Below are 21,101 nucleotides of genomic sequence, written 5' to 3' on the forward strand. Positions count from 1 at the left end.
GAGGGAAGGAACCCCGATGGCAACACCCACCCACTCGGCCGCCGGAAAGAACCGTGTCGCGGTCCGCTGGGAGCAGGTCCGCATCCCCTCCCCGTCCGGCCCGGTCCCCGCCAGGGTGTACCGGCCGGGGGCATCGGCACCGCACGGCTGGCTGGTGTGGGCCCACGGCGGCAGCTGGCGCGCCGGATCCGCCCAGGACTGGCACGGCGCGACCGCCGAACTCGCCCGGTTCTCCGGCTTCGGCGTCGTGAGCGTGGACTACCGGCTCGCCCCCGACGTACGGCATCCGGCCATGGTCGAGGACATCCTGTCCGCCCTCGACTGGGCCCGGGAACAGGCCGGGGGAGCGGTTCCCGTCGCCGCCGGCGGAGACAGTGCGGGAGCCACCCTGGCCGCCTGCGCCGCACTCGCCTGCCGCGACCGCGCCCTTCCCCTGGCGGCCCAGGTGCTCGCGTATCCGCCGCTGGACCCCGGCTGCACCGCGGCCTCGTACCACCGCTTCCCCGACATGTTCCCCACCGCGTCCTACCTGACCTCGGCCTGGCGGGCCTACCGGGCGCCCGGCCGGCCGTGCGCCGCCGACGGCACCCGCCTCTACAGCACCCCCTTCGAGGCGGCCGACCTACGAGGCCTCGCCCCGGCCGTCCTGGCCACGGGCGATCTCGACCCCGTCGGCGACGACGTGCACCGCTACGCCCGCCTCCTGCGCGCGGCCGGGGTGGAGGTCGCTCTGCGCGAGTTCCGCCAGACCGGTCACGGAGCCTTCCTGCAACCCGCCCGAGGCCCGGCCGGGCCGGGCGTGCACAGCCCCGTGACCCTGCGCGGCTGGCTCGGACTGGCCCTGCGCCTGCTCACCACCGAACGCCCCGACGAACCCACGGAGTCAGCATGACCGCCACCGGCCACCACACCTCCCAGGTCCCCAACCTCGACGCCCTGCTGAGGCACTTCGCCGATCTGCGCGACGGCCGCCACGGCGACGCCGTCTCCCGACCGGGAAAGGAGGAGCACTTCCGAACCGCCGCGCGCCTCCTGGACCCGTACGCCCGCCAGGCCCTGAGCGAGCTGAACGACGAACTCCTCCTCGGCCAGGGCGTGGTGGACGCCACCGGAGTCGAGCGCGCCGAAGACGGGAGCCTCTTCCACGCCTGGACCCTGTGGTGGGACGAGCAGTCGGCCGCCGACATCCCGCCGGTCACCCTGTACGCGCACTACGGCGCCTCCTTCCACCACCCGCACCTGCGCGGAGCGACCGTCTCCGAGTGGCCGCTGAACGTCTTCGACGACGCCCAGGCCGCCGCCGAACTGCCCACGCTGCGCGCCATCGCCGCCGCCGACCTGCACAACCTGGTCTTCGAACGGGACTTCAGGATCGTTCCCGCGACCATGGCCGGCGCCTCCGGCATCCCGGCCCACCAGCACTGAAAGGCCACGCACCATGACCAACCCCCGACTGTCCGTACTGGACCAGACCCCGGTCGGCGAGGACCACACGCCGGACCAGGCAGTGCGCGCTTCCGTGGACCTCGCCGTCGCCGCGGAAGACCTCGGATACACCCGCTACTGGGTCGCCGAACACCACGGTTCCCCGGGCTTCGGGGGCAGCGCGCCGGAGATCCTCGCCGGGGCCGTGCTCGCCCACACCTCGCGGATGCGGGTCGGTACGGGCGGCGTGCTGCTGCCCCGCTACGACCCGGCGAAGGTCGCCGAGGTCTTCGGCGTGCTGGCCTCCCTCCATCCGGGGCGGGTGGACCTCGGGATCGGCCGGGCCGGCGGCCCCGCGCGCGACTTCCCCCAGCGGCTGGCGGACCTGCGCGCCCTGCTGGGCGAGGGCGGCGTCGTCCCGCGCGCACCGGTCCCGCCGCAGATGTGGCTGCTGGGCGCGGGACGCGAGTCGGCCCGCCTGGCCGGACGGCTGGGCACCGAGTTCGCGTTCGGGCACTTCTTCTCCCCGACCGGCGGCCCGGCGGCGTTCGAGGACTACCGTGCCGCGTTCTCGGCCGCCACCGGTCACCGCGCCGGCGGGGCCCTCGCCGTGCGCGTGGTGACCGCGGACAGTGCCGGCCGCGCCGAGGAGCTGGCACAGAGCCTGCTCCTGTGGCGCGCCCGCAAGGACCTCGGCCAGGACCGTCCGCTGCCGTCGTACGAGACCACCCGCCGCCACCGCTGGACGGGCGCGGAGCTGGAGCGGGCCAAGGTGCACCGGACGGCCCTGGTCTCCGGGGCGCCCGAGCAGGTGCACGCCGCGCTGACCGCACTGGCCGGGACCCACGGGGTGGACGAGCTGATCATCAACACCCTGACACCCGACCCGGCCGACCGGCAGCGCTCGTACGAACTGCTGGCGGAGGCCTTCGGCCTCCCCCGCTTGAAGGGTCAAACCATCGACGGGTTAGCATATGAGCGCCGCCTAGCTCGAAAGATAAACCTGTGACTGTCAATGACGACTCGTTCACCAACTGGAAGAACCGCGAGGAGATCGCGGAGTCGATGATCCCGATCATCGGGAAGCTGCACCGGGAGCGGGACGTCACCGTCCTGCTTCACAGCCGCTCCTTGGTGAACAAATCGGTGGTGAGCATCCTCAAGACCCACCGCTTCGCCCGGCAGATCGACGGCGAGGAGCTGTCCGTCACCGAGACGATGCCGTTCCTCGAGGCCCTCGCCGCCCTCGATCTCGGTCCCTCCCAGATCGACATCGGCATGCTGGCCGCGACGCACAAGACCGACGACCGCGGACTCTCGGTCGCCGAGTTCACCGCCGATGCGGTCATCGGAGCCACGGGTGAGAACAAGCTCGAGCGCGGCGACGGCCGCGACGTCGTCCTCTACGGCTTCGGCCGCATCGGCCGCCTCGTCGCCCGCCTGCTGATCGAGAAGGCCGGCTCCGGCAACGGCCTGCGGCTGCGCGCCATCGTCGTCCGCCAGGGCGGCGACCAGGACATCGTCAAGCGCGCCTCGCTGCTGCGCCGCGACTCCATCCACGGCCAGTTCCAGGGCACGATCACCGTTGACGAGGCGAACAGCACGATCATCGCCAACGGCAACGCGATCCGGGTGATCTACGCCAACGACCCGTCCGAGGTCGACTACACGGCGTACGGCATCCAGGACGCCATCCTCATCGACAACACGGGCAAGTGGCGCGACCGCGAGGGCCTCTCCAAGCACCTGCGCCCCGGCATCGACAAGGTCGTCCTGACCGCCCCCGGCAAGGGCGACGTCCCGAACATCGTGCACGGCGTCAACCACGACACGATCAAGCCGGACGAGCAGATCCTGTCCTGCGCCTCCTGCACCACCAACGCGATCGTCCCGCCGCTGAAGGCCATGGACGACGAGTACGGCGTGCTGCGCGGCCACGTGGAGACCGTCCACTCGTTCACCAACGACCAGAACCTTCTGGACAACTACCACAAGGCCGACCGTCGCGGCCGCTCCGCGCCGCTCAACATGGTCATCACCGAGACCGGTGCCGCCTCCGCCGTCGCCAAGGCGCTCCCCGACCTCAAGGCGCCGATCACCGGCAGCTCGATCCGCGTCCCCGTCCCGGACGTCTCGATCGCCATCCTGAGCCTGCGCCTGGGCCGCGAGACCACCCGCGAGGAGGTCCTGGACTACCTCCGCGACGTCTCGCTGCACTCGCCGCTCAAGCGCCAGATCGACTTCACCACCGCTCCCGACGCCGTCTCCATGGACTTCGTCGGCTCGCGCCACGCCTCGATCGTCGACGCGGGCGCCACCAAGGTCGACGGGGACAACGCGATCCTCTACCTCTGGTACGACAACGAGTTCGGCTACTCCTGCCAGGTCATCCGTGTCGTCCAGCACGTCTCCGGCGTCGAGTACCCGACGTACCCGGCCCCGGCGGTCTGATCCCCGGCGCTCCGACACGCACCGCGCCCCGCCCGGGTCATCCGGGGCGGGGCGCGGCTGCTTGCGGCGGCGAGGGTTCGCGGCCCTCCCGGCCGCTACTTCTTCCGGTCCTTGCCGTTGCCCTTCGCGCCGTTCTTGAGGGTGATGCCCTCGATCTCGGTGAAATCGATGCGCGTCCCGGCACCGGTCGTCTTCGGGTACCTGACGAAGACCGACCCGTTGCCCACCTGCTGGCCGTACTCCGTGTTCAGCACGGCCGACGGCGAGCCGCCGCGCACGATCAGCTCGTCACCCTTGGGCGGCCTGACCGTGGACGGGGACCCTCCGTCCACGGACAGCTGGGCGCTGACCGTGTCCTTCACGGTGAGGTCCACCGTGTCCTGGCCGCCGCGCGAGAGGATGCCGATCCGTTCGGTCTCGCCGGTGGTGATCCTCAGGCCGAGCAGCGGCGCCAGGGCCGGGGACCGGAGCGCCGGCAAGGCGTCGACCCGCAGGGTGGTGAACACGTCCACGACGCCGTGGACCGTGTCCTGCCGGTTGGTGCCCACGATGGTGACCTCGTCGTCGCCGCCGTCGGGGCTGACCAGTACGTCGCCCACCACGCGGGAGAAGCTGATCACCTGGGCGGAGTTCGAGCGGCTCAGCCGTCCGCTGTTGCCGCTGGTCGGGGTGAAGGTCAGCTGCTCGTCGCCCGCGCCGCCCTGCACGCTCACGCCGTGACCGTTCGCGTCGAGGTTCACCACGGAGATCCCGCGGATGCCGACGAAACCGCCCGGGATGCCGGGGTAGCCCCGGACGGTCTCCCGGCCGACATCGACGAGCAGGCTCTCGGTCGCGCCCGAGAGCGTCAGTGAGTGTCTGGCGATGGTCACCGGGAGGGACGGGGAGGCCGGGCTGACATTGCCGGCGAGGTCCTCGAGCAGCACGGCGAAGTCGTACGTCCCGTCGCCGAGCGTGGAGCTGACCACCTCGTACGCGCCGCCGGAGGTGACGGTGTCCTTGCCGACCACGATCGGGCCGTCGGCGGCCGCCGACCGGGCGGCGCCCGTCCGGTCGGCGGTCAGCCGGACCAGCGCGTTGGGCTCGGCCTCCGAGCCCTGGAAGGCGGGCGTGGCGATCGTCGTGATGTTGTCGATGTCGTTGCCGCCGGTGTCGCTCGAGGACAGCAGGTCCGGGGCGGCCGGGCGGGCCGGCGCGGTCGTGTCGAGCGTGATCAACAGCCGGTGTGAGCTCTCCGCACCCGAACCGAAGACGTGGGAGATGCCGGCGAGGCCCGGGTCGTCGGACGGGTCGACGATCACCACCTCGGCGGTGATCTGGTTCTCCCCCTCCACCAGCACGGGGTCCAGGTGGATCCGGTACAGCCCCGGCTTGGCGGCCGGGTCCACCGGCTGCGCGAAGCCGACGCGCTCTCCGTCGCGTTCCACGGCCACCTTGAAACCGGGGGCGTCGTCCGCGAGCGTGGCCGTGGCGTTCTGCGGCGACAGCGCGATTCCCGCCGCCCGCAGCTCCGCGTCGTCGACCCGGAGGTACAGGTCCGGCCCGGCGATCCTGGTGACGTCGTCGTTGTCGAAGCGGCCCGAGTCGGACTCGCGCCTGAGGTCGAGGCCGGAGGGTTCGGGGGCCGCGCGGTTGACCACGCCCAGGTCGTAGGCGGCCTGCGGCGGGTCGGTCGGCGACGCGTCACCCGGCCTGGTCGGATCGACGATGCCGGCGTCGCTGACCACCACGAAGTACGGCTGGTCCTTGACGACCGGGATCGCGAGCCTGCTCGTCGAGCTGCCCGGCCGGGTCGTGGCGACGGTCCCGGTGGAGACCAGGTTGCCGAACTTGTCGTACGCGCGGACCTGGAGCCCGGAGATCACCTCGTTGAAGGCGATCTCGGCCTGCAGGTGCCCGGTGTGGCGGGGCTCGATCCTGAAGAAGTCCACGTCGGTGGCACTGTGCAGGGTGAGCCGGGGCTTGGTGACCCTGTTGTTCGAGCCGATCGCGGCGGCGACGGCGGTGTCGATCGACTCGTTCGGTTCGAAGCCGTCGGGGAAGGCCCCGAGCAGCGAGAACGTGTCGTAGTAGGTGGTCTGCGCTCCCTGGGCCGGGTTGGTGCCGGTCGGCGGGGTGGCGTTGCCGGTCCAGGTCGCGTAGCCGATCCCGTCGACCGTCCACACGCCGTTGTACTCGCCGATGCGCAGGGTCTGCTCGGTGGAGGCGGTCACGGTGCCGCAGCCCGGGTTGTTCCCGAACCGGCAGCGGGCGCCCAGGTCGGGGTCGAAGGGGGCGTCGCTGATCCTGAAATCGTGCGACCAGGTCGCTCCGCCGTCCCGGCTCGCCGTCCCGTAGAGGTCGAGCAGGAAGTTGTTGTTCCCGTTCGGCCCGGTGCCGCCGTTCCGCCTGCCGCTGCGGTTGTCGTACCAGTGGGCGACGATGTTCCCGTCCTGGTCGATGTGGGCGGTGGGCATCACCGCGAGGGTCTGCCCCGGCCCGTGGTCGACCCTGGAGGGTGCGGCGAAGGAGACGCCGTTGTCCGTGGAGCGGGCGATGCGGACGTCTCCGTCGTCACCGCTCCCGAAGGCGTTGTCGGGGTCGTCGTTGGCGACCACGTAGACGTTGCCGGGACGGCCCGGGTCGGGCAGCACCCACGACTGCATGGAGCCCTGGAGCCAGAAGTCGGTCCCCGGGATGTCGCCCGCGCCGTTCTGCACGTTGCAGGTGACGCTCGCCTCCCCGGCCCCGAACGGTGTGCTCCGCTGCGGGACGGCACCGCCGGCGAAGTCGGCCCCGCCGGAGCCGTCGCGCAGGAGCCGTACGGTGCCCTGGCCGGGCGCCCCGTCGGTCCCCTCGTCGCACGTGCCGGCGTGGTAGGCGACGTAGAGGTCGCCGTTCGGGCCGACGGCCGCGTGCGAGGGCCAGACGTTCCCGTCCGCGGCGACGGACAGGACGCTCGGCACGGACCAGTTCGCGCCGCCGTTCACGGAGCGGGAGAACTGGATCTCCCACGGCGCGCCGAGGTGGGTCCAGACGATGTAGAGGTTGTCCCGGTAGGGGCTGGTGGGGTTGGCGTCGGCCACCAGCCACTGCTTGTCGTGGTTGTCGGGGCTGTTCCCGCTCACCTGGACGGGAGTGAACGTCTGGTTCCCCGGCGTCGTCAGGTCGTTGATCCGGGCGACCCCCACCCCGAAGCGGCCGGGGGTGGAGTTGAAGCTCGGCGAGAGATGGGTGACGAACAGGCGCCCTTGCGAGTCGAAGGCGAGGGAGGGGTCGCCGAAGCACTGGTTCCCGGTGAGGGTCGACGTCCGCGTGATCGGGAAGCCGTCCTTGCCGAAGTTGTTGTCGATGCGGACCGTGCATCCCCGCATGACGGCGACCTGTGACGGCCTGCGGGGATTGGCCGTGGCGTTGTGCGGCTCGAAGCCGGTCTCGAGCGCCCGGTCTTCGCCCGCCCAGGCGGGTGTCGCGGTCTCGGCGAACAACAGCGTCTGCAGTACGAGGAGAACACTGCTGAAAACGATGACGGCACGGCGTCGGATGTGGTTGCCCAACACGCGTCCCCCCTGGCTGGTTCCGCTCATCCCTCTCCTTCTGGCCCGGCCGCCGAGCGTGGTGCCCCGACGGCCTGCGCATCTCGCGAGAGGACTGTGGCAGCGCGCCGCCGGTCGCCCGGAGAGGCCGCGACCGAGTCACGGGAATTCACCAAGATCCCCGCCGGAACCACCCGTGCGGACCACACGCGGAAGGCGCCTGACGGGCATGAGCCCGTTCAGGCGCCTTCTTCCGGCGAGGGGGAGGGGTCAGAACTCGAGGACCACCCAGGCAGGGTCGTGATCCGATCCGTCACCGGCGTGCTTGGTGCGCCGGTCGATGTGTGAACTCTTGTGCCGCGACGTGAGGCTGTGGCTGAGCCAGATCTGGTCGAACAGCTCGTACTGCGCGTCCTTGCCCGATTCCTTGAACCGGTGGGTCCACGACCCCGACGGGGGCGGAGGCGGAACGTCGGCCTTGGGCGGGCGGGTCTCGATGGGGTGCTCAAGGGCCTGTTCGAGCTTCAGCTGCGGGGTCGGTTCGGCCAGCGCGGCGAGCGTGGGGGAGTCCGGGGTGTCGTTCATGTCGCCCAGCAGGACGAAGCGTCCGTCGGGGCGGGTGCGGGCGGCGAGGATCCGGGCGACGGTCTCCGCCTGCTTGGTCCGGCGGAAGTCGCCCTGGATCCGGCCTTCCACCGGATCCATCGTGTGCTCGACGAACTGGCTCTTGAGGTGGTTGTTGAAGACCGTCAGCAGATGCCGGTCCGGGTCACGTGGATCCAGGATTTCCACTTCCAGCAGGTCCCGGCTGAACACCCGCTCGCCGGGTACCTCGGGATGGACCGCGTGCTGCCAGGAGGTGACCGCCCCGATCGGGAACTTGGAGAGCACGGCGAGGTCGATCAGCCGGGGATCGTTGCCTTCGATCAGCGACAGGAACGGGTAGGTCCCTCCGAGACTCCCGGAGGCGAAGAAGCGCAGCGTGTCGATGTCCTCGACTTCCTGAACGGCCAGGATGTCCAGGTCCATCCCGCTGATCCGCCGGGCGAGTATCTCCTGCTCCTCGGGGCTGATGCCCTTGACGAGCTTGCCCTTGTACTTACGGATCCGGAACTGCTTGGGATCCTTGAACTCGTAGCTGGAGGTCAACTGGCCGTCGGACCCGGTCGGCAGGACCTCCTGTATCTCAGCTGAGAAATTGAACCGCGAGAACAGGTTGTTGAGGTTGAACGTTCCCACCGTGACATCCATGACGCCTCCAGACGGAATCGGCCGAGGAGCCGTGGGCGCGGAGGAATGACCGAGGCGGACATCTGCCCTCTCTCGGGGTGCGTTCGCGCACGACCGGGCCGAGCAGGCGTTTCCACGCTACGTCACCCGGCCCCGGTCGGCGCGTCGAGGCCCGGCACCACCGGTGAGACCCTCGCGCGCGTCCGGTGAGACAGCTGGCCGGATGCCGCCGTTGACATGCACTTGCTGGGGCAAAATACGTGACATCAGTGATGATCATGGGCGGGGTGGTGTTGTCGGTGGCGTCCTTGTCGATACGGCGATTACGGGCACTGCGCAGGACGACGGGGGTGGGGTCGGGGCTGCAGCGCGCCCAGTCCTTCATGATCCTGACCACCCTGCTCTACCGGGCGAGCCATCTGACGGTCGGCGTCCTCGCGGTGGCCCAGCGACGGCACGACCTCCCCCTCCAGTACGCCGGGCTCGCCGTGGCCCTGGGGCTGAGCGCGGTGTGTTACGGAGCGGCCCTGCGGCGCGGCTGGTTCGACCGGCGGCACGTCTGGGCGGACGTCCTGGTCACCGGGTGCGTGCTGCCGTTCGTCCTCTGTACGTGGGGCGGGGTGCGGGAACCCGCCCTGCTCGGCTGGGCGATGCTGCTGGGCGGGTCGGCGAGCGCCGCCGCGGCCATCGCCCTCGAACGGTTCCACGTCCTCGCCGCGGTCGCGCTCCTCGTGGTGACCCACCTCATCGGCTACCAGCTGGTGGGCGCGAGCCCCGCGGTCCTCGGCGGCCACGTCAACTCGCTGCTGTCGTCCGCCGTGATGGCCTGGGTCATGTGGTGGTACCTGCGCCGCCAGGGACGCCTCCTCGACGACGCCAACGCCCGCGCGCTGGCCGCCGAGGCGCACAAGGCGCGCTACGCCGAGCGGCTGGAGCACCACCGCGCCCTGCACGACACGGTCCTGGCCACGCTGACCACCCTCGCGGCCGGCGGGATCGACGCCAACGCGCCCCGGGTGCGCGAGCGTTGCGCCCGCGAGGCCGCCTACCTGCGCCGGCTGATCCAGCAGACCGCCGACGAGGTCCCCCACCGGGAGATCGGCGCGGCCCTGGAGGAGGCGGTCGGCTCCGTGGAGAGCCTGCAACTGCGGGTCACCGCCCAGTACCACGACCTGCCGAAGGTGCCGCCCGAGGTGGCCGCCGCGTTCGCCGACGCGGCGCGGGAGGCCCTGAACAACGTACGGCGGCACGCGGGCACCGGACACGCCTACCTCACCGCGACCGGAGACCCCGACGGGCGTGGGGGAGCCGTCGTCACCGTGGTCGACCGGGGACCCGGGTTCGACCCCGAGCGGTACGTGCCCGGCCTCGGGCTGCGCGGTTCGGTCTGCGCCCGGATGGCAGAGGTGGGCGGCCGGGCCACCGTGGACGCCGCCCTGGGCGAGGGGGTCCGGGTGGAGCTGAGATGGCCCCGGTGATCACGGTCGCGGTGGTCGACGACGACCGGATGCTCCTCGACGGCATGCGGGCCTGGCTGGGCGGGGTCCCGGAGCTGCGGCTGGTGGCGACCGTGGCCACGGTCGGGGAGCTGCTCGCCACACCGGCCGTGGAACTCCCGTACGGACCGGGCGAGTCGGGGTACGTCCCGCCCGACGTCGTCCTCCTCGATCTCGTGCTGCGCGACGGCTCCGCCCCCGCCGACAACATCCGGCGGCTGCTGCGTTCCGGCAGCCGAGTCCTGATGATCAGCACCGTCCCGGACCGCTCCCGGATCATCGAATCGCTCCGGGCCGGCGCCGACGGCTACCTGACCAAGGACAACGACCTGCCCACGCTCGTCGCCGCCGTCAAGGACGTCGCGGCGGGCCGCAGCGCCCATTCCGCGGAACTCGCCTTCGCCTGCGCCCACGACACCAGTCCCGCCCGGCCGCGGCTCTCGCCCCGGGAACGGCAGGTCCTGCTGGACTACGCGTCCGGGATGACCCTGAAGTCCGCCGCCCGGCGTGCGGGCATCACGGTCCACACCGCCAAGGACTACCTGGACCGGGTCAAGGCCAAGTACCAGCAGGCCGGCCGGCCCACCTACACGAAGCTCGACCTGGCCCGGAGGGTGCGCGAGGACAGCCTCGACGGGGGCTGACCACCCTGCGCAAGCCCCCCAAACGGACGGCTACAGGGAACGGTCCCGCCCTTCGTATCGTCAACCCCGGCGCCGGCGCAGACGACGGCGCAGAGGCCGCTCGCTCCGCCAGGCGACTGCACTTCCGCTTCCCCGCGCACCAGGAGAGGCAGATGACAGAGCTGTACGAACGCATCAGCACGGGCATCGACGGCAGTCACCGCACACGAGGGGAACTCATCGGCAGGGAAGCCGAGATGGGGCAGGTCGCGACCGCCCTGGCCGCCGCCCGGTCAGGGCGGGGCGGCGCGGTCTTCGTCACCGGCGAGCCCGGCATCGGCAAGACCCGGCTCGCCGCCGAAGCCGTCGCCGCCGCTGCCGGGGCCGGGATGGTCACGGCCCAGGGGCGGGCCGGCACGATGGGCCCGGTCGTCCCGTACCGGCCGCTGGTCGAAGCGCTGCTCCTGCTGTCCCGCGCCGGCCTGCTGCCGGACCCGGACGAGCTGGGCCGCTACGGGCCGGTCCTCACCCACCTGCTGACCGGCACCCGGGGCACGGCCGCCGGCGCCGCGTCACCCCTCATGGTCGCCGAGACGGTCCTGCGCCTGGTCGCCGTCGTCGGACGGCAGCGGGGCTGCCTGCTCGTCCTCGACGACCTGCACGAGGCCGACGCCGGGACGCTGGCGATCGTCGAGTACCTGCTGGACAACATCGGGCCACAGCCGGCCCTGCTCCTGCTCGTCGCGGGGCGCGAACCCTGCGCGGCGACCGAACTGGCCGCGCGGGCCCGCCAGCGCGGGGCCGCGGCGGTACTCGACCTGCGCCCCCTCAGCCGGACCGACGTGCACCTCCTCGTCGCGACCGAGCTGGGAACCGCCCCGGCCGAGGCCGGCCCCGAGCTCGTCCACCGCGCGGTGACCTTCGGCGCCGGGATCCCCTTCCTGGTCAAGGAGCTCGTCCACGACCTCACCGGCCGGGCCCCCGGCGACGAGCGGATGCCGTCCGTCCCCGCCGCCGTCGCGGACAGCGTCAGACGCCGGGCCGAGAGGATCGGCCCGCTCGGCGTGGAATTCCTGAACATGGCGGCCCTGTTCGGCACGCGCTTCCCGCTGCCGGTGCTCCAGCACGCGACCGGCTGCGACCACGGGGAGCTGTCCGCGATCCTGCGCGCCGGGCTCGCCTCGTGCCTGATCGTGCCGGACGCGTCGAGCACGCAGTGGTACGCGTTCCGCCACCAGCTGGCCGCGGAGGCTCTGCTCGGCGACCTCGGACCGGGCGAGCGCGCCGGGTACGCGCGGCGCGCGGCGCGCGCACTGGCCGACCTGCACCCCGGGCTGCCCGGAATCTGGTGCGCGCAGGCCGCGGAGCTGCACGGACACACCGGCGACACACAGGAGGCCATCCGCCTGTACTGCGAGGCGGCGGGGCGGGCGATGACCGAGGGCACGGTGGAGAGGGCGGTGGCGCTGCTCACCCGGGCCCACCGCCTCGTCGACGCCGCCACCGCACCCGAACTGTACGCCGCCGTACTGGAGCAGCTGCTGGACGCCGTCGCCTGCTCGGCCCGGTTCGACCAGGTCCCCGCGCTGGTCGCCGGCCTGGAAGCCCTGGGCGGCGACCACGACGTGCCCGCCGGGCGCCGGGCCGGGCTGCACGCGCGACTGGCCCACATCGCCACCCTGAGGGGCCGGTCCGCGGAAGCCCTCCGGCACCTGGACGTGGCCCGCTGGCTGCTCGGGAGCCGCCCGGCCCCGGCCCACGCCGCCCGCGTGGACCTCGCCGCGGCGCACGTGGAGCTGAGCCGGTTCGCACCCGACCGGCTGTCCACCGCCGCCGGGTTCGCCCGCCGGGCGGCGGACGCGGCCGGGCACGCCGACCTGCCGGCCTTGGTCTGCGAGGCCCTGCTGATGCTCGGGCAGCTCACCTGGGAACGGGACGAGCCGACCGCCATGGCACACCTCACACGGGCCTGCGCCCTCGCCCACGCGCACCGGCTGCCCGTACTGCGGGTGTCCGCCGAGGTGTACTTGGCCAGGATCGCCGCGCGCCACGACGGCCTGCCGGACCGGGTCGAGCAGGCCCGGCAGGAGGCCCTGCGCATGGGCGCGGCGCCGCTGGCGCACGAGACCGGCTTCGTCCTCGCCCTGGACCAGGTCCGGCGCTGCGAGTTCGAGGCCGCGCGGGACCGGATCCGCGCGGGGGCGGCCGACGCGGAGCGGCTGGGGCTGGGGAGGGCCCTGTCCCTGCTGCGGCTGGCCGACGCGGTGCGCTGGGCCCACCAGGGCCGGCGCGCCGAGATGCATGAGGCACTGGAGGAGCTGGCTCCGCTCATCGACGACGCGCCGGGCGTGCGGTCGATGGCGTACGGGCTGGCGCGGGCGTTCTGTTCGCTGCTGGAGGAGAGGCACGACGCCGCCGAGCAGGAGTTCGCGCAGGCACTGGCCTACGACGCGGAGAACCCGGCGACCGGCGAGTTCGGCAAACACGGAGTCATCCTGCTGCTCGGCGTGCTGGCCGGGCGCATGGGCCGGCGGCACCACGCCGACGTAGCGGAGGCCGGCGTCAGCGGCAGCCGCTGGAACCGGCAGTTCGTCGGGCTGGCGCACGCCGTGCTGCTGGGCCGCGAGGGCCGCTCCGGCGAGGCGACGGCCGCCGCGCGTGCGGCGCTGGAGGCGGCCGAGCTCTACCCCATGGCGCGCCACCTGTGTCTGCGGCTGGTCGCGCAGTCGGCGTACGCGGACGGCTGGGGCGCCCCGGCCGACTGGTTGCGCGAGGCGGAGGAGTACTTCCACGGCGCCGGCCTGCAGGCCGTCGCGGGCGCCTGCCGGGCCCTGCTCCGCGGGATGGGCGCGCCGGTCCGGCAACGGCGCACGGGGACCGATCAGGTGCCGCCCGGCCTGCGCCGGTTCGGCATCACCGTCCGCGAGTTCGAGGTGGCCCGGCTGCTCGCCGAACGGATCGGGAACAAGGACATCGCCGGCCTGCTGCACATCTCGCCGCGCACCGTCGAGAAGCACGTGGCGAGCCTCCTGCAGAAGACCGGCCACCCCAACCGGTCGGCCTTCGCCTCCGCCGCCCGCGACCTGGTCACCGGCGCCGGTGCCACGGTGCCGGTGTAGGCGGTGTCCTGGGGATCAGGAGAGCGCGCCGGCCCCCGCCAAGGTCACCACCCGGTCGAAGCGGCCGTCGAGATCCTCGTCCCCGTGGTGCACGACGAGGAGGGCGCGCCCCTCGGTCCGCTCCCGCAGGGCCCGGAGCACCAGTTCCCTGCCGTCCTCGTCGAGGTTCGAGAACGGCTCGTCGGCGAGGTACACGTCCGCTTCCTCACACAGGAGAGCGGCGACCCCGACCCGCTGCCGCTGGCCGGACGACAGCTCCGAGGGCAGCTGGTCGGCCAGCGGGTCCAGGCCCATCGACGTGCGCAGCCGCTCGTCGGCGACCAGTTCGCGTACCGGCAGCGGGGGCAGGTTCACCGGGGTGGTCAGGCTCGCCACCCGGGGCGGCAGGGTGACCGCACCCGCGTCGGGGGCGAGCGTCCCGGAGATGATGTGCAGGAGCGTGCTCTTCCCGCAGCCGTTGGGGCCGCGGAGCAGCACGTGCTCACCGGCGCCCAGCTCGAAGTCCTCGATCGACACGTCGGCGCCGTCGCCGTAGACGACCCTGGCCCCGCGGACCAGGACCAGGGATCCTTCCTCGTGGTACGGGATCTCCCGGGCGTCGCGCAGTGCCTGGATCCGCTTGAGGACGGCGGTGCTCCGGCGGGCCTGCGGGATCATGTTGACGAGGTCGAAGATCCCGGTGACAGCCCGCCAGAGCGAGTTCACGAAGGCGAGGAAACTGCCGAACGACATCCTGCCGGAGAAGACGAAGAAGGCTCCGATGATCATCGAGGCGGTGTCCGACAGGTTCATCACCAGGTCGCTGAGGGTCTTCTGCTTCAACGACAGCCGGTAGTTGACGAACTTGATGCCGAGGAACCCGCGCAGCGCGTCCTGGTTCGCCGTACGGGTGCCGGGCAGCAGCGACGGCAGACCGCGCAGCGCGTGGAAGGACTCGAGGGTCCGGGTCAGCTTGTTGATGTACCGCGCCTCCGCCTCGCGTTCGGGCTCGGTGTTGTCCTCGATCCGCCTGGCCAGCCGGTTGCTCACGAGCACCAGCGGCGGCACGATCACCAGCAGGATGAGGCTGGCCTGCCAGGACAGGTACAGCAGCACGCCGAGGAAGACGACCGAGGCGACCGTCTGCCGCGCGATGCGGATACTGACGTCCACGGCCGGCAGGACGCCCTCGGAGACGTCGTTGTGGATGCGGCTGACGTACGAGGCGTTCCCCGCCGCCGACACCTTCCGGCCGTCCAGGCCGAGCGTGCGTCCCAGCAGCTCCGTCTCGAGCACCAGCGTGAACGCGTTCTCGAACCGCTTGCGCCACGAGGAGATCGCGTAACCCGCGAGGTTGAGGGTCAGACCGAGCAACAGGTAGCCGGTCCCGAGGACGAGGAACCTGCGGAAGTCCGCGGCCAGGATCGCCTGATCGAAGAGGGCCTTGAGCAGAAGCGGGTGCAGCAGGGCCTCGAGTCCTCCCGTGGTCGCCTCGGCGGCCAGGATCACGACGAACCGGGCCCGGTGACCGCTCAAAGTGAGCCACAACTGGTTCACCGCGCGGCCTCGTCCAGCAGGAAGTCGGCCGTGCCACCGCCGTTCACGCGGTGCAGCACCCGCAGCACGCCCGCAGAGCCGGTCATGTAGTCGCACGAGCAGCGCAGCAGTCCCTCACCGGGGACGCCCAGCGGGGTCAGCCCGTTCACGCGCGGCACCGCGAAGCGCTCGGCGGGCTCGAACAGGAACACCTTCCGGACGTAGTCCAGCTGCCGCAACGCGGTGTCGCGGTACGTGCGGTCACCGGTGAACTCGGCCGCGTCCAGCAGCGCGTCGGCGACGCCGCTCATGCCGAAGGCGTACCCCGGCAGCACCGAGTGCCCGGCGTCCAGCCCGCGCAGCACGGTCCGTGCGGAGTCCAGGTCCCCGTAGCGCAGCAGCACCTGCGCCACGCCCGCGGAGCCCACCTCGACGTACGGCTCCATGGTCCCTTCGTGCTCGAACATGACCGGGCTGTCGGCAGTATCGGCGTCCAGGGGTTTGGCATGGGCCATCTCCCAGGCGAGCGCGTCCTGCCCGAGCCGCAGATAGCGGTCCTCTCCCGTGACCTGGTGCATCCGCAGCAGGAACATCGCCACACCGGCCTGCCCGAAGCCCAGCCCGGTCAACGGCCCCTTGGACGAGAACTCGTTCAGCCAGTAGGCCTGCCGCCCGTCGCGCTGCGCGGCGGCGCACAGTACGCGCGCGCACTCCTGCGCCGCGGCGAGATCGCGGGGGTCGTGGCCGCGCAGGAAGAAGCGCAGGTTCGTCATGCCCAGCCCGGCGAGACCGTAGTAGAAGGTGTAGTCACCGGTTTCCGGGGCGCGCCGGTTGGCCTGGGTCAGCAGCTCCCTGGCTTGGGTCCGGAGCCCGAGCGAGTCGGCCGCCCAGGCCATGCCGGCCAGGCCGCTCATGAGACCGTCGGGGTACTCCGTCACGTCGATGCCGGACAGTTTGTCGCCCAGCCATTCACGCCATTCGGGCCGGATCGGGATGCCCGAGGCGTTCAGCGACCACAGGACGCCGCTGGCCCCGAAGCCGAGGCTCAGCGGGTTGGTGACGTGCGCGAACGGGTCCACGGGGAACAGCGTCGCCCGGTCGGTGTCGGCGACGGCCTCGACGAACGCGGCGACCCCGGCCTCGGCCTCCACCAGCCCGAGCCGCTCCTCGACGACCGGTCGCGGCGGCGCCGCCCGGACCTGGCCGAGCAGGTCTTCCTCGTGTTCCAGGGCCTCGAGCACGTCGGCGAGGGTGATCCGGGCCTGGGCCAGGTCGGTGAGCAGATCGTGGATCCGCTCCGGCCAGCCCAGGGCGTCGGTGAAGATCCGGTAGGTGTCGAGGACGTCCTCGCGCAGGTACGACATCGCCGCGATCGGGAAGATGAAGTAGGCCATGGTGTTCGCCAGGCCGTACAGGTCGCCCTCCGGTCCGGACGCCTTGAAGAGGCTCCGGGAGAGGCTGAACCCCGGTGTGAACAGTTCGACCGGCTTCTCCAGCGCCGCGTCGTCGCCGGCGATCGTGTTCCCGCCCTCGGCCAGCCGGCACGCCTCCAGATCGACGATGGTCACCTCGTGGGTGTCGGTGTCGATGAGCAGGTTCGCGGGGGTGAAGTCACCGAGGATCACGTGGCGTTCGTGGGCGGCCTGGATCGCACGCGTCAGTCCGCGGAAGACGGCGATGAAGATCCGCAGGAACTCCCGCGACCGGTCGATGTCGAACTCCGGCCGCGCGAGCGGGTTGCGTTCGAGCAGCACGGAGCGGATGTCGGAGCCCTCGACGAACTCCTCGGCTATGTAGTGGTGTTCCCAGTGCCGGAACGTGGCGATCGGAGTCGGGTACGAGCCGATGTCGCCCAGCCGGTTCAGGAACATCCATTCCCGGGCGAGGATGTCCACGGCGTCGTGGTCCTGGCGCGGGTTGATGTTGGTGTGCGGGCGGGCCTCCTTGAGGACCACCTTCCGGTCGCCGTCCGCCGTGTCCTCGGCCGTGTACACCCCGCCGGCGTTGGAGAACTGGATCGCCCCGGTCACCCGGAAGCGGCCGCCGAGCAAGCCGTCGCCGTCGTCCTCGTCGGCGGGCTTCCAGTCGGCGAACGGCCAGGGCACCCACCACGGTTGGGCGTACCCGGGCCGCCGGTCGTCGGGGACGGGGCCGTCCGGTCCGAGGATGTGGGGCACCCGCCGCCCGAGCACGTCGACGGCGTGCGTGTCGAGGAACTGGCCGTACCGGAAGTAGAGCGCCTTGCTGTCCCGGTAGCGCAGGTCCGACAGTACGTAGGCGCCCTCGATGCCCTCCAGGACGCGGGCCAGGTCGGCCAGGCAGGTCCGGAACTCCTCGTCGTCACGCGGGTAGACGGTGACGAGTTTTCCGCCGCTGCCCCGGGACATGGCCTTGGAGTTGAGCATCTCGAAGATGTTGAGGTCGAGAGCGATCTTGAAGTCGATCTCGTGTGCCGTCAGATGTGCGATCACCGAGGCCGCGACCTCGCGCACGGTGCGCTGACCCGCCGACACGTGGATCTTCCAGCCCTGCGCCGGCAGGGCCGGGTTGTGCCGATGGCTCCACCAGATGCCGCTGCGGACGAATCGCGCCCGCACCTGCTCGTCGAGCCCGGCGAGGAAGTGGTCGGCCCTCGGCTCGTAGTCGACGTCGAGCGGGTCGAAGAACAGCGTGTCGTTCCAGGCGAAGAGGAATCGGTAGACCCATCGTTCGTTGCGCATGTCCGCCTCTGTGATCGTCCGAAGGCCGCCGCCGGCAGCGGCCGGTGAGAAACGGAAACGGCGATCCGTGCGGGGACACAGCGCCTCCCCGCACGGATCGCCGTCGGGGTTAGACCGGCTTGACGGAACAGCAGGTGCTGCTGCTGCTCGTCAGGCTGACGATGGCAGCGCTGTTGTTCGTCGCGACGGGCTGCAGGTTCTGAAGCTTGAGAACGCTCATGGAGGTCACTTCCTCGGAGGTCGAGTGGAGTCGGAGTCCGTACCGGCCGATCGGCATGCCCGAGTCAACGCCACCCGTCCCACCCGCACATGGGAGCTCTCCACCCATCATTCCCGCGCACCACCCCCAGATACGGCTCGCCCGGGCCGGGCCCAAATGGTGGTGGGCCGCACAGAGGCGGCCCACGAGGACGTTTCCGGGGTGCTGAAGACGTCCGGGGCCGGCCCGTGCGGGCCGGCCCCGGACGCCGGGATCAGACGAGGTCGAACCGGTCCAGGTTCATCACCTTGGTCCACGCGGCGACGAAGTCCCGCACGAACTTCTGCTTCGCGTCGCCGCTCGCGTAGACCTCCGCGAGCGCGCGCAGCTCCGAGTTCGAGCCGAAGACGAGGTCGGCACGAGTGCCGGTCCACTTGACCGCGCCGGAGCCGTCACGGCCCTCGAACTCGTCCTGCGCCGAGGACGTCGACTTCCACGTCGTGCCCATGTCGAGCAGGTTGACGAAGAAGTCGTTGGACAGCGTGCCCGGCCTGTCCGTGAAGACGCCGTGCTTCGACCCGGCGTGGTTGGCGCCCAGGACGCGCAGACCACCGACGAGCACCGTCAACTCGGGCGCGCTGACCGTCAGCAGGTTCGCCTTGTCGAGCAGCAGGTACTCCGCCGGCAGGCGGATGCCCTTGCCGACGTAGTTGCGGAAGCCGTCGGAGGCCGGCTCGATCGCGGCGAAGGATTCGACGTCCGTCTGCTCCTGCGCGGCGTCGACGCGGCCCAGCGTGAACGGCACCTCGATGTCGACGCCACCGTCCTTGGCGGCCTTCTCGACGGCCGCGGAGCCCGCGAGCACGATCAGGTCGGCCAGCGAGACCTGCTTGCCCCCCGCCGAGTTGAAGGACCCCTGGATGCCCTCGAGCGTGCGCAGCACGTGCGCGAGCTCGTCCGGGTTGTTGACCTCCCAGTTGCGCTGCGGCTCCAGGCGGATGCGGGCGCCGTTGGCGCCGCCGCGCTTGTCGCTGCCGCGGAAGGAGGAGGCGGCGGCCCAGGCCGTGGAGACCAGCTGCGCGACGGTGAGGTCCGAGCCGAGGACCTGCTCCTTGAGGGAGGCGATCTCCGCGGCGCCGATGAGCTCGCCCTCGCGCGCCGGCAGCGGGTCCTGCCACAGCAGCGTCTCGGAGGGGACCTCCGGGCCGAGGTAGCGCACGATCGGGCCCATGTCACGGTGCGTCAGCTTGTACCAGGCGCGGGCGAAGGCGTCCGCGAACTGGTCGGGGTTCTCGTAGAACCGCCGCGAGATCGGCTCGTAGACCGGGTCGAGGCGCAGCGACAGGTCGGTGGTGAGCATCGTGGGGAGCTGCTTCTTCGACGCGTCGTGGGCGTCGGGGATGATCGCCTCGGCGTTCGTCGCCACCCACTGGTTGGCGCCGGCCGGGCTCTGCGTCAGCTCGTACTCGTACTCGAAGAGGTTCCTGAAGAATTCGTGGCCCCACCGGGTCGGGGTGCTCGTCCAGGTGACCTCGAGACCACTGGTGATCGCGTCCGCGCCCTTGCCGGTGCGGTACGAATTCGCCCAACCGAGGCCCTGGGCCTCGAGCGGGGCGGCCTCGGGGTCGTCGCCTACGCTCTCGGCCGGGCCCGCGCCGTGGGTCTTGCCGAAGGTGTGGCCACCGGCGATGAGGGCGACGGTCTCCTCGTCGTTCATCGCCATCCGGCGGAACGTTTCGCGGATGTCGCGGGCCGCGGCGATCGGGTCCGGAGTGCCGTTGGGCCCCTCCGGGTTGACGTAGATGAGGCCCATCTGGACCGCGCCGAGCGGGTTCTCCAGCTCACGGTCGCCGGTGTAGCGCTCGTCGTCGAGCCAGGTGGTCTCGGGGCCCCAGTACACGTCCTCGTCGGGCTCCCACACGTCGGGGCGGCCGCCGGCGAAGCCGAAGGTCTTGAAGCCCATCGTCTCCAGGGCGACGTTGCCGGTGAGGATCATCAGGTCGGCCCAGGAGATGGACTGGCCGTACTTCTGCTTGACCGGCCACAGCAGACGGCGGGCCTTGTCCAGGTTGCCGTTGTCCGGCCAGGAGTTCAGGGGGGCGAAGCGCTGCTGGCCGGTGCCGGCGCCGCCGCGGCCGTCGCTGATGCGGTACGTGCCCGCGCTGTGCCAGGCCATGCGGATCATGAGCGGGCCGTAGTTGCCGAAGTCGGCCGGCCACCAGTCCTGCGAGGTGGTGAGCACCTCGGCGATGTCCCGCTTCACCGCCGGGAGGTCGAGGGCGTTGAACGCGGCGGCGTAGTCGAACTCCTCACCGAGGGGGTTGGCCACGGCGGGGTTCTTGGCGAGGATCTTCAGATTCAGGCGCTCGGGCCACCACTGGCGGTTCCCGCCGCCCTGCGTGGGGTGCGGGGCACGCTCGTGTGCAACCGGGCAGCCGCCTCCGCCCCCGGCCTTGGGGTCGGTGACGATTGCGTCGTGGTTCTCAGACATGGGAATCCTTCCGGACCAACGGATCACGGTGTTCAGGAACTGCATGCTGTGGAACTGTCGGGGCTCAGGCCCCCAGTCAATGGTCTCGGCCTCGTCGGTCGTCTCGACGCCGAGGTGGTCACCGTCCCGGACGGTCTGGAGCAGTGGGACGGGGCGGCCGGCACCTGCGTGCCGGCACCGCACGGCTCCTCGGCGGCGGTCGGTCACGATTCCGACGCCTGCCGCTCTGGAGTCTTCCTGTCCCTTGGCTATCTACGAAACCGATCCTACGATGGACAGAATCCAAGTCAAGAAGGACACCAAGTCCATATGCCATC

General features: G+C 71.4%; 13 protein-coding genes. 7 read left to right on the forward strand and 6 right to left on the reverse strand.

Annotated elements, in window-relative coordinates; translation table 11 throughout:
- Positions 1-16 precede the first annotated feature (16 nt).
- Genes OHA89_RS31695 through OHA89_RS31710 form a run of 4 tightly spaced genes read left to right on the forward strand, consistent with a single transcriptional unit; the run spans position 17 to position 3,876 of the window.
- A complete protein-coding gene (locus OHA89_RS31695) occupies positions 17-892 on the forward strand; it encodes an alpha/beta hydrolase fold domain-containing protein (RefSeq protein ID WP_266611112.1) in 876 nt (291 codons plus the stop codon).
- Positions 889-1,425: a hypothetical protein gene (locus OHA89_RS31700; protein ID WP_257557556.1), complete on the forward strand. Its 537-nt coding sequence runs from the start codon at positions 889-891 to the stop codon at positions 1,423-1,425. Before OHA89_RS31695 ends, OHA89_RS31700 begins: the two co-directional genes overlap by 4 nt.
- Positions 1,426-1,438: 13 nt before the next feature.
- On the forward strand, positions 1,439-2,434 hold the full coding sequence (locus OHA89_RS31705) for an LLM class flavin-dependent oxidoreductase (RefSeq protein ID WP_266611114.1): 996 nt from the start codon (positions 1,439-1,441) through the stop codon (positions 2,432-2,434).
- The gene (locus tag OHA89_RS31710; protein WP_406367678.1) at positions 2,431-3,876 is read left to right on the forward strand and encodes a glyceraldehyde-3-phosphate dehydrogenase; all 1,446 of its coding nucleotides are present in this window, start codon (positions 2,431-2,433) and stop codon (positions 3,874-3,876) included. The genes OHA89_RS31705 and OHA89_RS31710 overlap by 4 nt, the downstream gene beginning before the upstream one ends.
- A 95-nt stretch (positions 3,877-3,971) precedes the next feature.
- On the opposite strand, the gene OHA89_RS31715 is transcribed toward OHA89_RS31710, so the two are convergent.
- Together OHA89_RS31715 and OHA89_RS31720 are read right to left on the reverse strand one after the other, a co-directional pair.
- Positions 3,972-7,442 carry an Ig-like domain-containing protein gene (locus OHA89_RS31715; RefSeq protein ID WP_406367679.1) on the reverse strand — a complete coding sequence of 1,157 codons (3,471 nt, stop codon included), beginning with the start codon at positions 7,440-7,442 and terminating at the stop codon, positions 3,972-3,974.
- Between the two features lie 219 nt (positions 7,443-7,661).
- Complete coding sequence (locus OHA89_RS31720; RefSeq protein ID WP_406367681.1) at positions 7,662-8,642, reverse strand: endonuclease/exonuclease/phosphatase family protein; 981 nt, start codon at positions 8,640-8,642, stop codon at positions 7,662-7,664.
- A 329-nt stretch (positions 8,643-8,971) separates the two neighbouring features.
- Here OHA89_RS31720 and OHA89_RS31725 point away from each other — a divergent pair, with 329 nt between their 5' ends.
- From OHA89_RS31725 to OHA89_RS31735, 3 genes are all read left to right on the forward strand, one after another.
- Positions 8,972-10,099, forward strand: coding sequence for a sensor histidine kinase (locus tag OHA89_RS31725; protein ID WP_215146621.1), 1,128 nt, complete (start codon positions 8,972-8,974; stop codon positions 10,097-10,099).
- Positions 10,087-10,761, forward strand: a complete 675-nt coding sequence (locus OHA89_RS31730) for a response regulator transcription factor (RefSeq protein WP_215146620.1) — start codon at positions 10,087-10,089, stop codon at positions 10,759-10,761. The genes OHA89_RS31725 and OHA89_RS31730 overlap by 13 nt, the downstream gene beginning before the upstream one ends.
- A 152-nt stretch (positions 10,762-10,913) precedes the next feature.
- Positions 10,914-13,859 carry an AAA family ATPase gene (locus tag OHA89_RS31735; protein WP_406367683.1) on the forward strand — a complete coding sequence of 982 codons (2,946 nt, stop codon included), beginning with the start codon at positions 10,914-10,916 and terminating at the stop codon, positions 13,857-13,859.
- Positions 13,860-13,874: 15 nt separating this feature from the next.
- On the opposite strand, the gene OHA89_RS31740 is transcribed toward OHA89_RS31735, so the two are convergent.
- The 4 genes from OHA89_RS31740 to katG all read right to left on the reverse strand — a co-directional run bounded on the left by OHA89_RS31740 (position 13,875) and on the right by katG (position 20,784).
- Complete coding sequence (locus OHA89_RS31740) at positions 13,875-15,395, reverse strand: ABC transporter ATP-binding protein (RefSeq protein ID WP_266611125.1); 1,521 nt, start codon at positions 15,393-15,395, stop codon at positions 13,875-13,877.
- Complete coding sequence (lanKC, locus tag OHA89_RS31745) at positions 15,392-18,094, reverse strand: class III lanthionine synthetase LanKC (protein ID WP_266611127.1); 2,703 nt, start codon at positions 18,092-18,094, stop codon at positions 15,392-15,394. The genes OHA89_RS31740 and lanKC overlap by 4 nt, the downstream gene beginning before the upstream one ends.
- 109 nt (positions 18,095-18,203) lie before the next feature.
- A complete protein-coding gene (locus OHA89_RS31750; protein WP_257557570.1) occupies positions 18,204-18,314 on the reverse strand; it encodes a class III lanthipeptide in 111 nt (36 codons plus the stop codon).
- A gap of 253 nt (positions 18,315-18,567) precedes the next feature.
- Positions 18,568-20,784 (reverse strand): catalase/peroxidase HPI, encoded by a 2,217-nt coding sequence (katG, locus tag OHA89_RS31755; RefSeq protein ID WP_257557571.1) that lies wholly within the window; start codon positions 20,782-20,784, stop codon positions 18,568-18,570.
- Positions 20,785-21,101 lie beyond the last annotated feature (317 nt).

This window comes from Streptomyces sp. NBC_01546 (genome assembly GCF_045208355.1).
GTDB lineage: Bacteria > Actinomycetota > Actinomycetes > Streptomycetales > Streptomycetaceae > Streptomyces.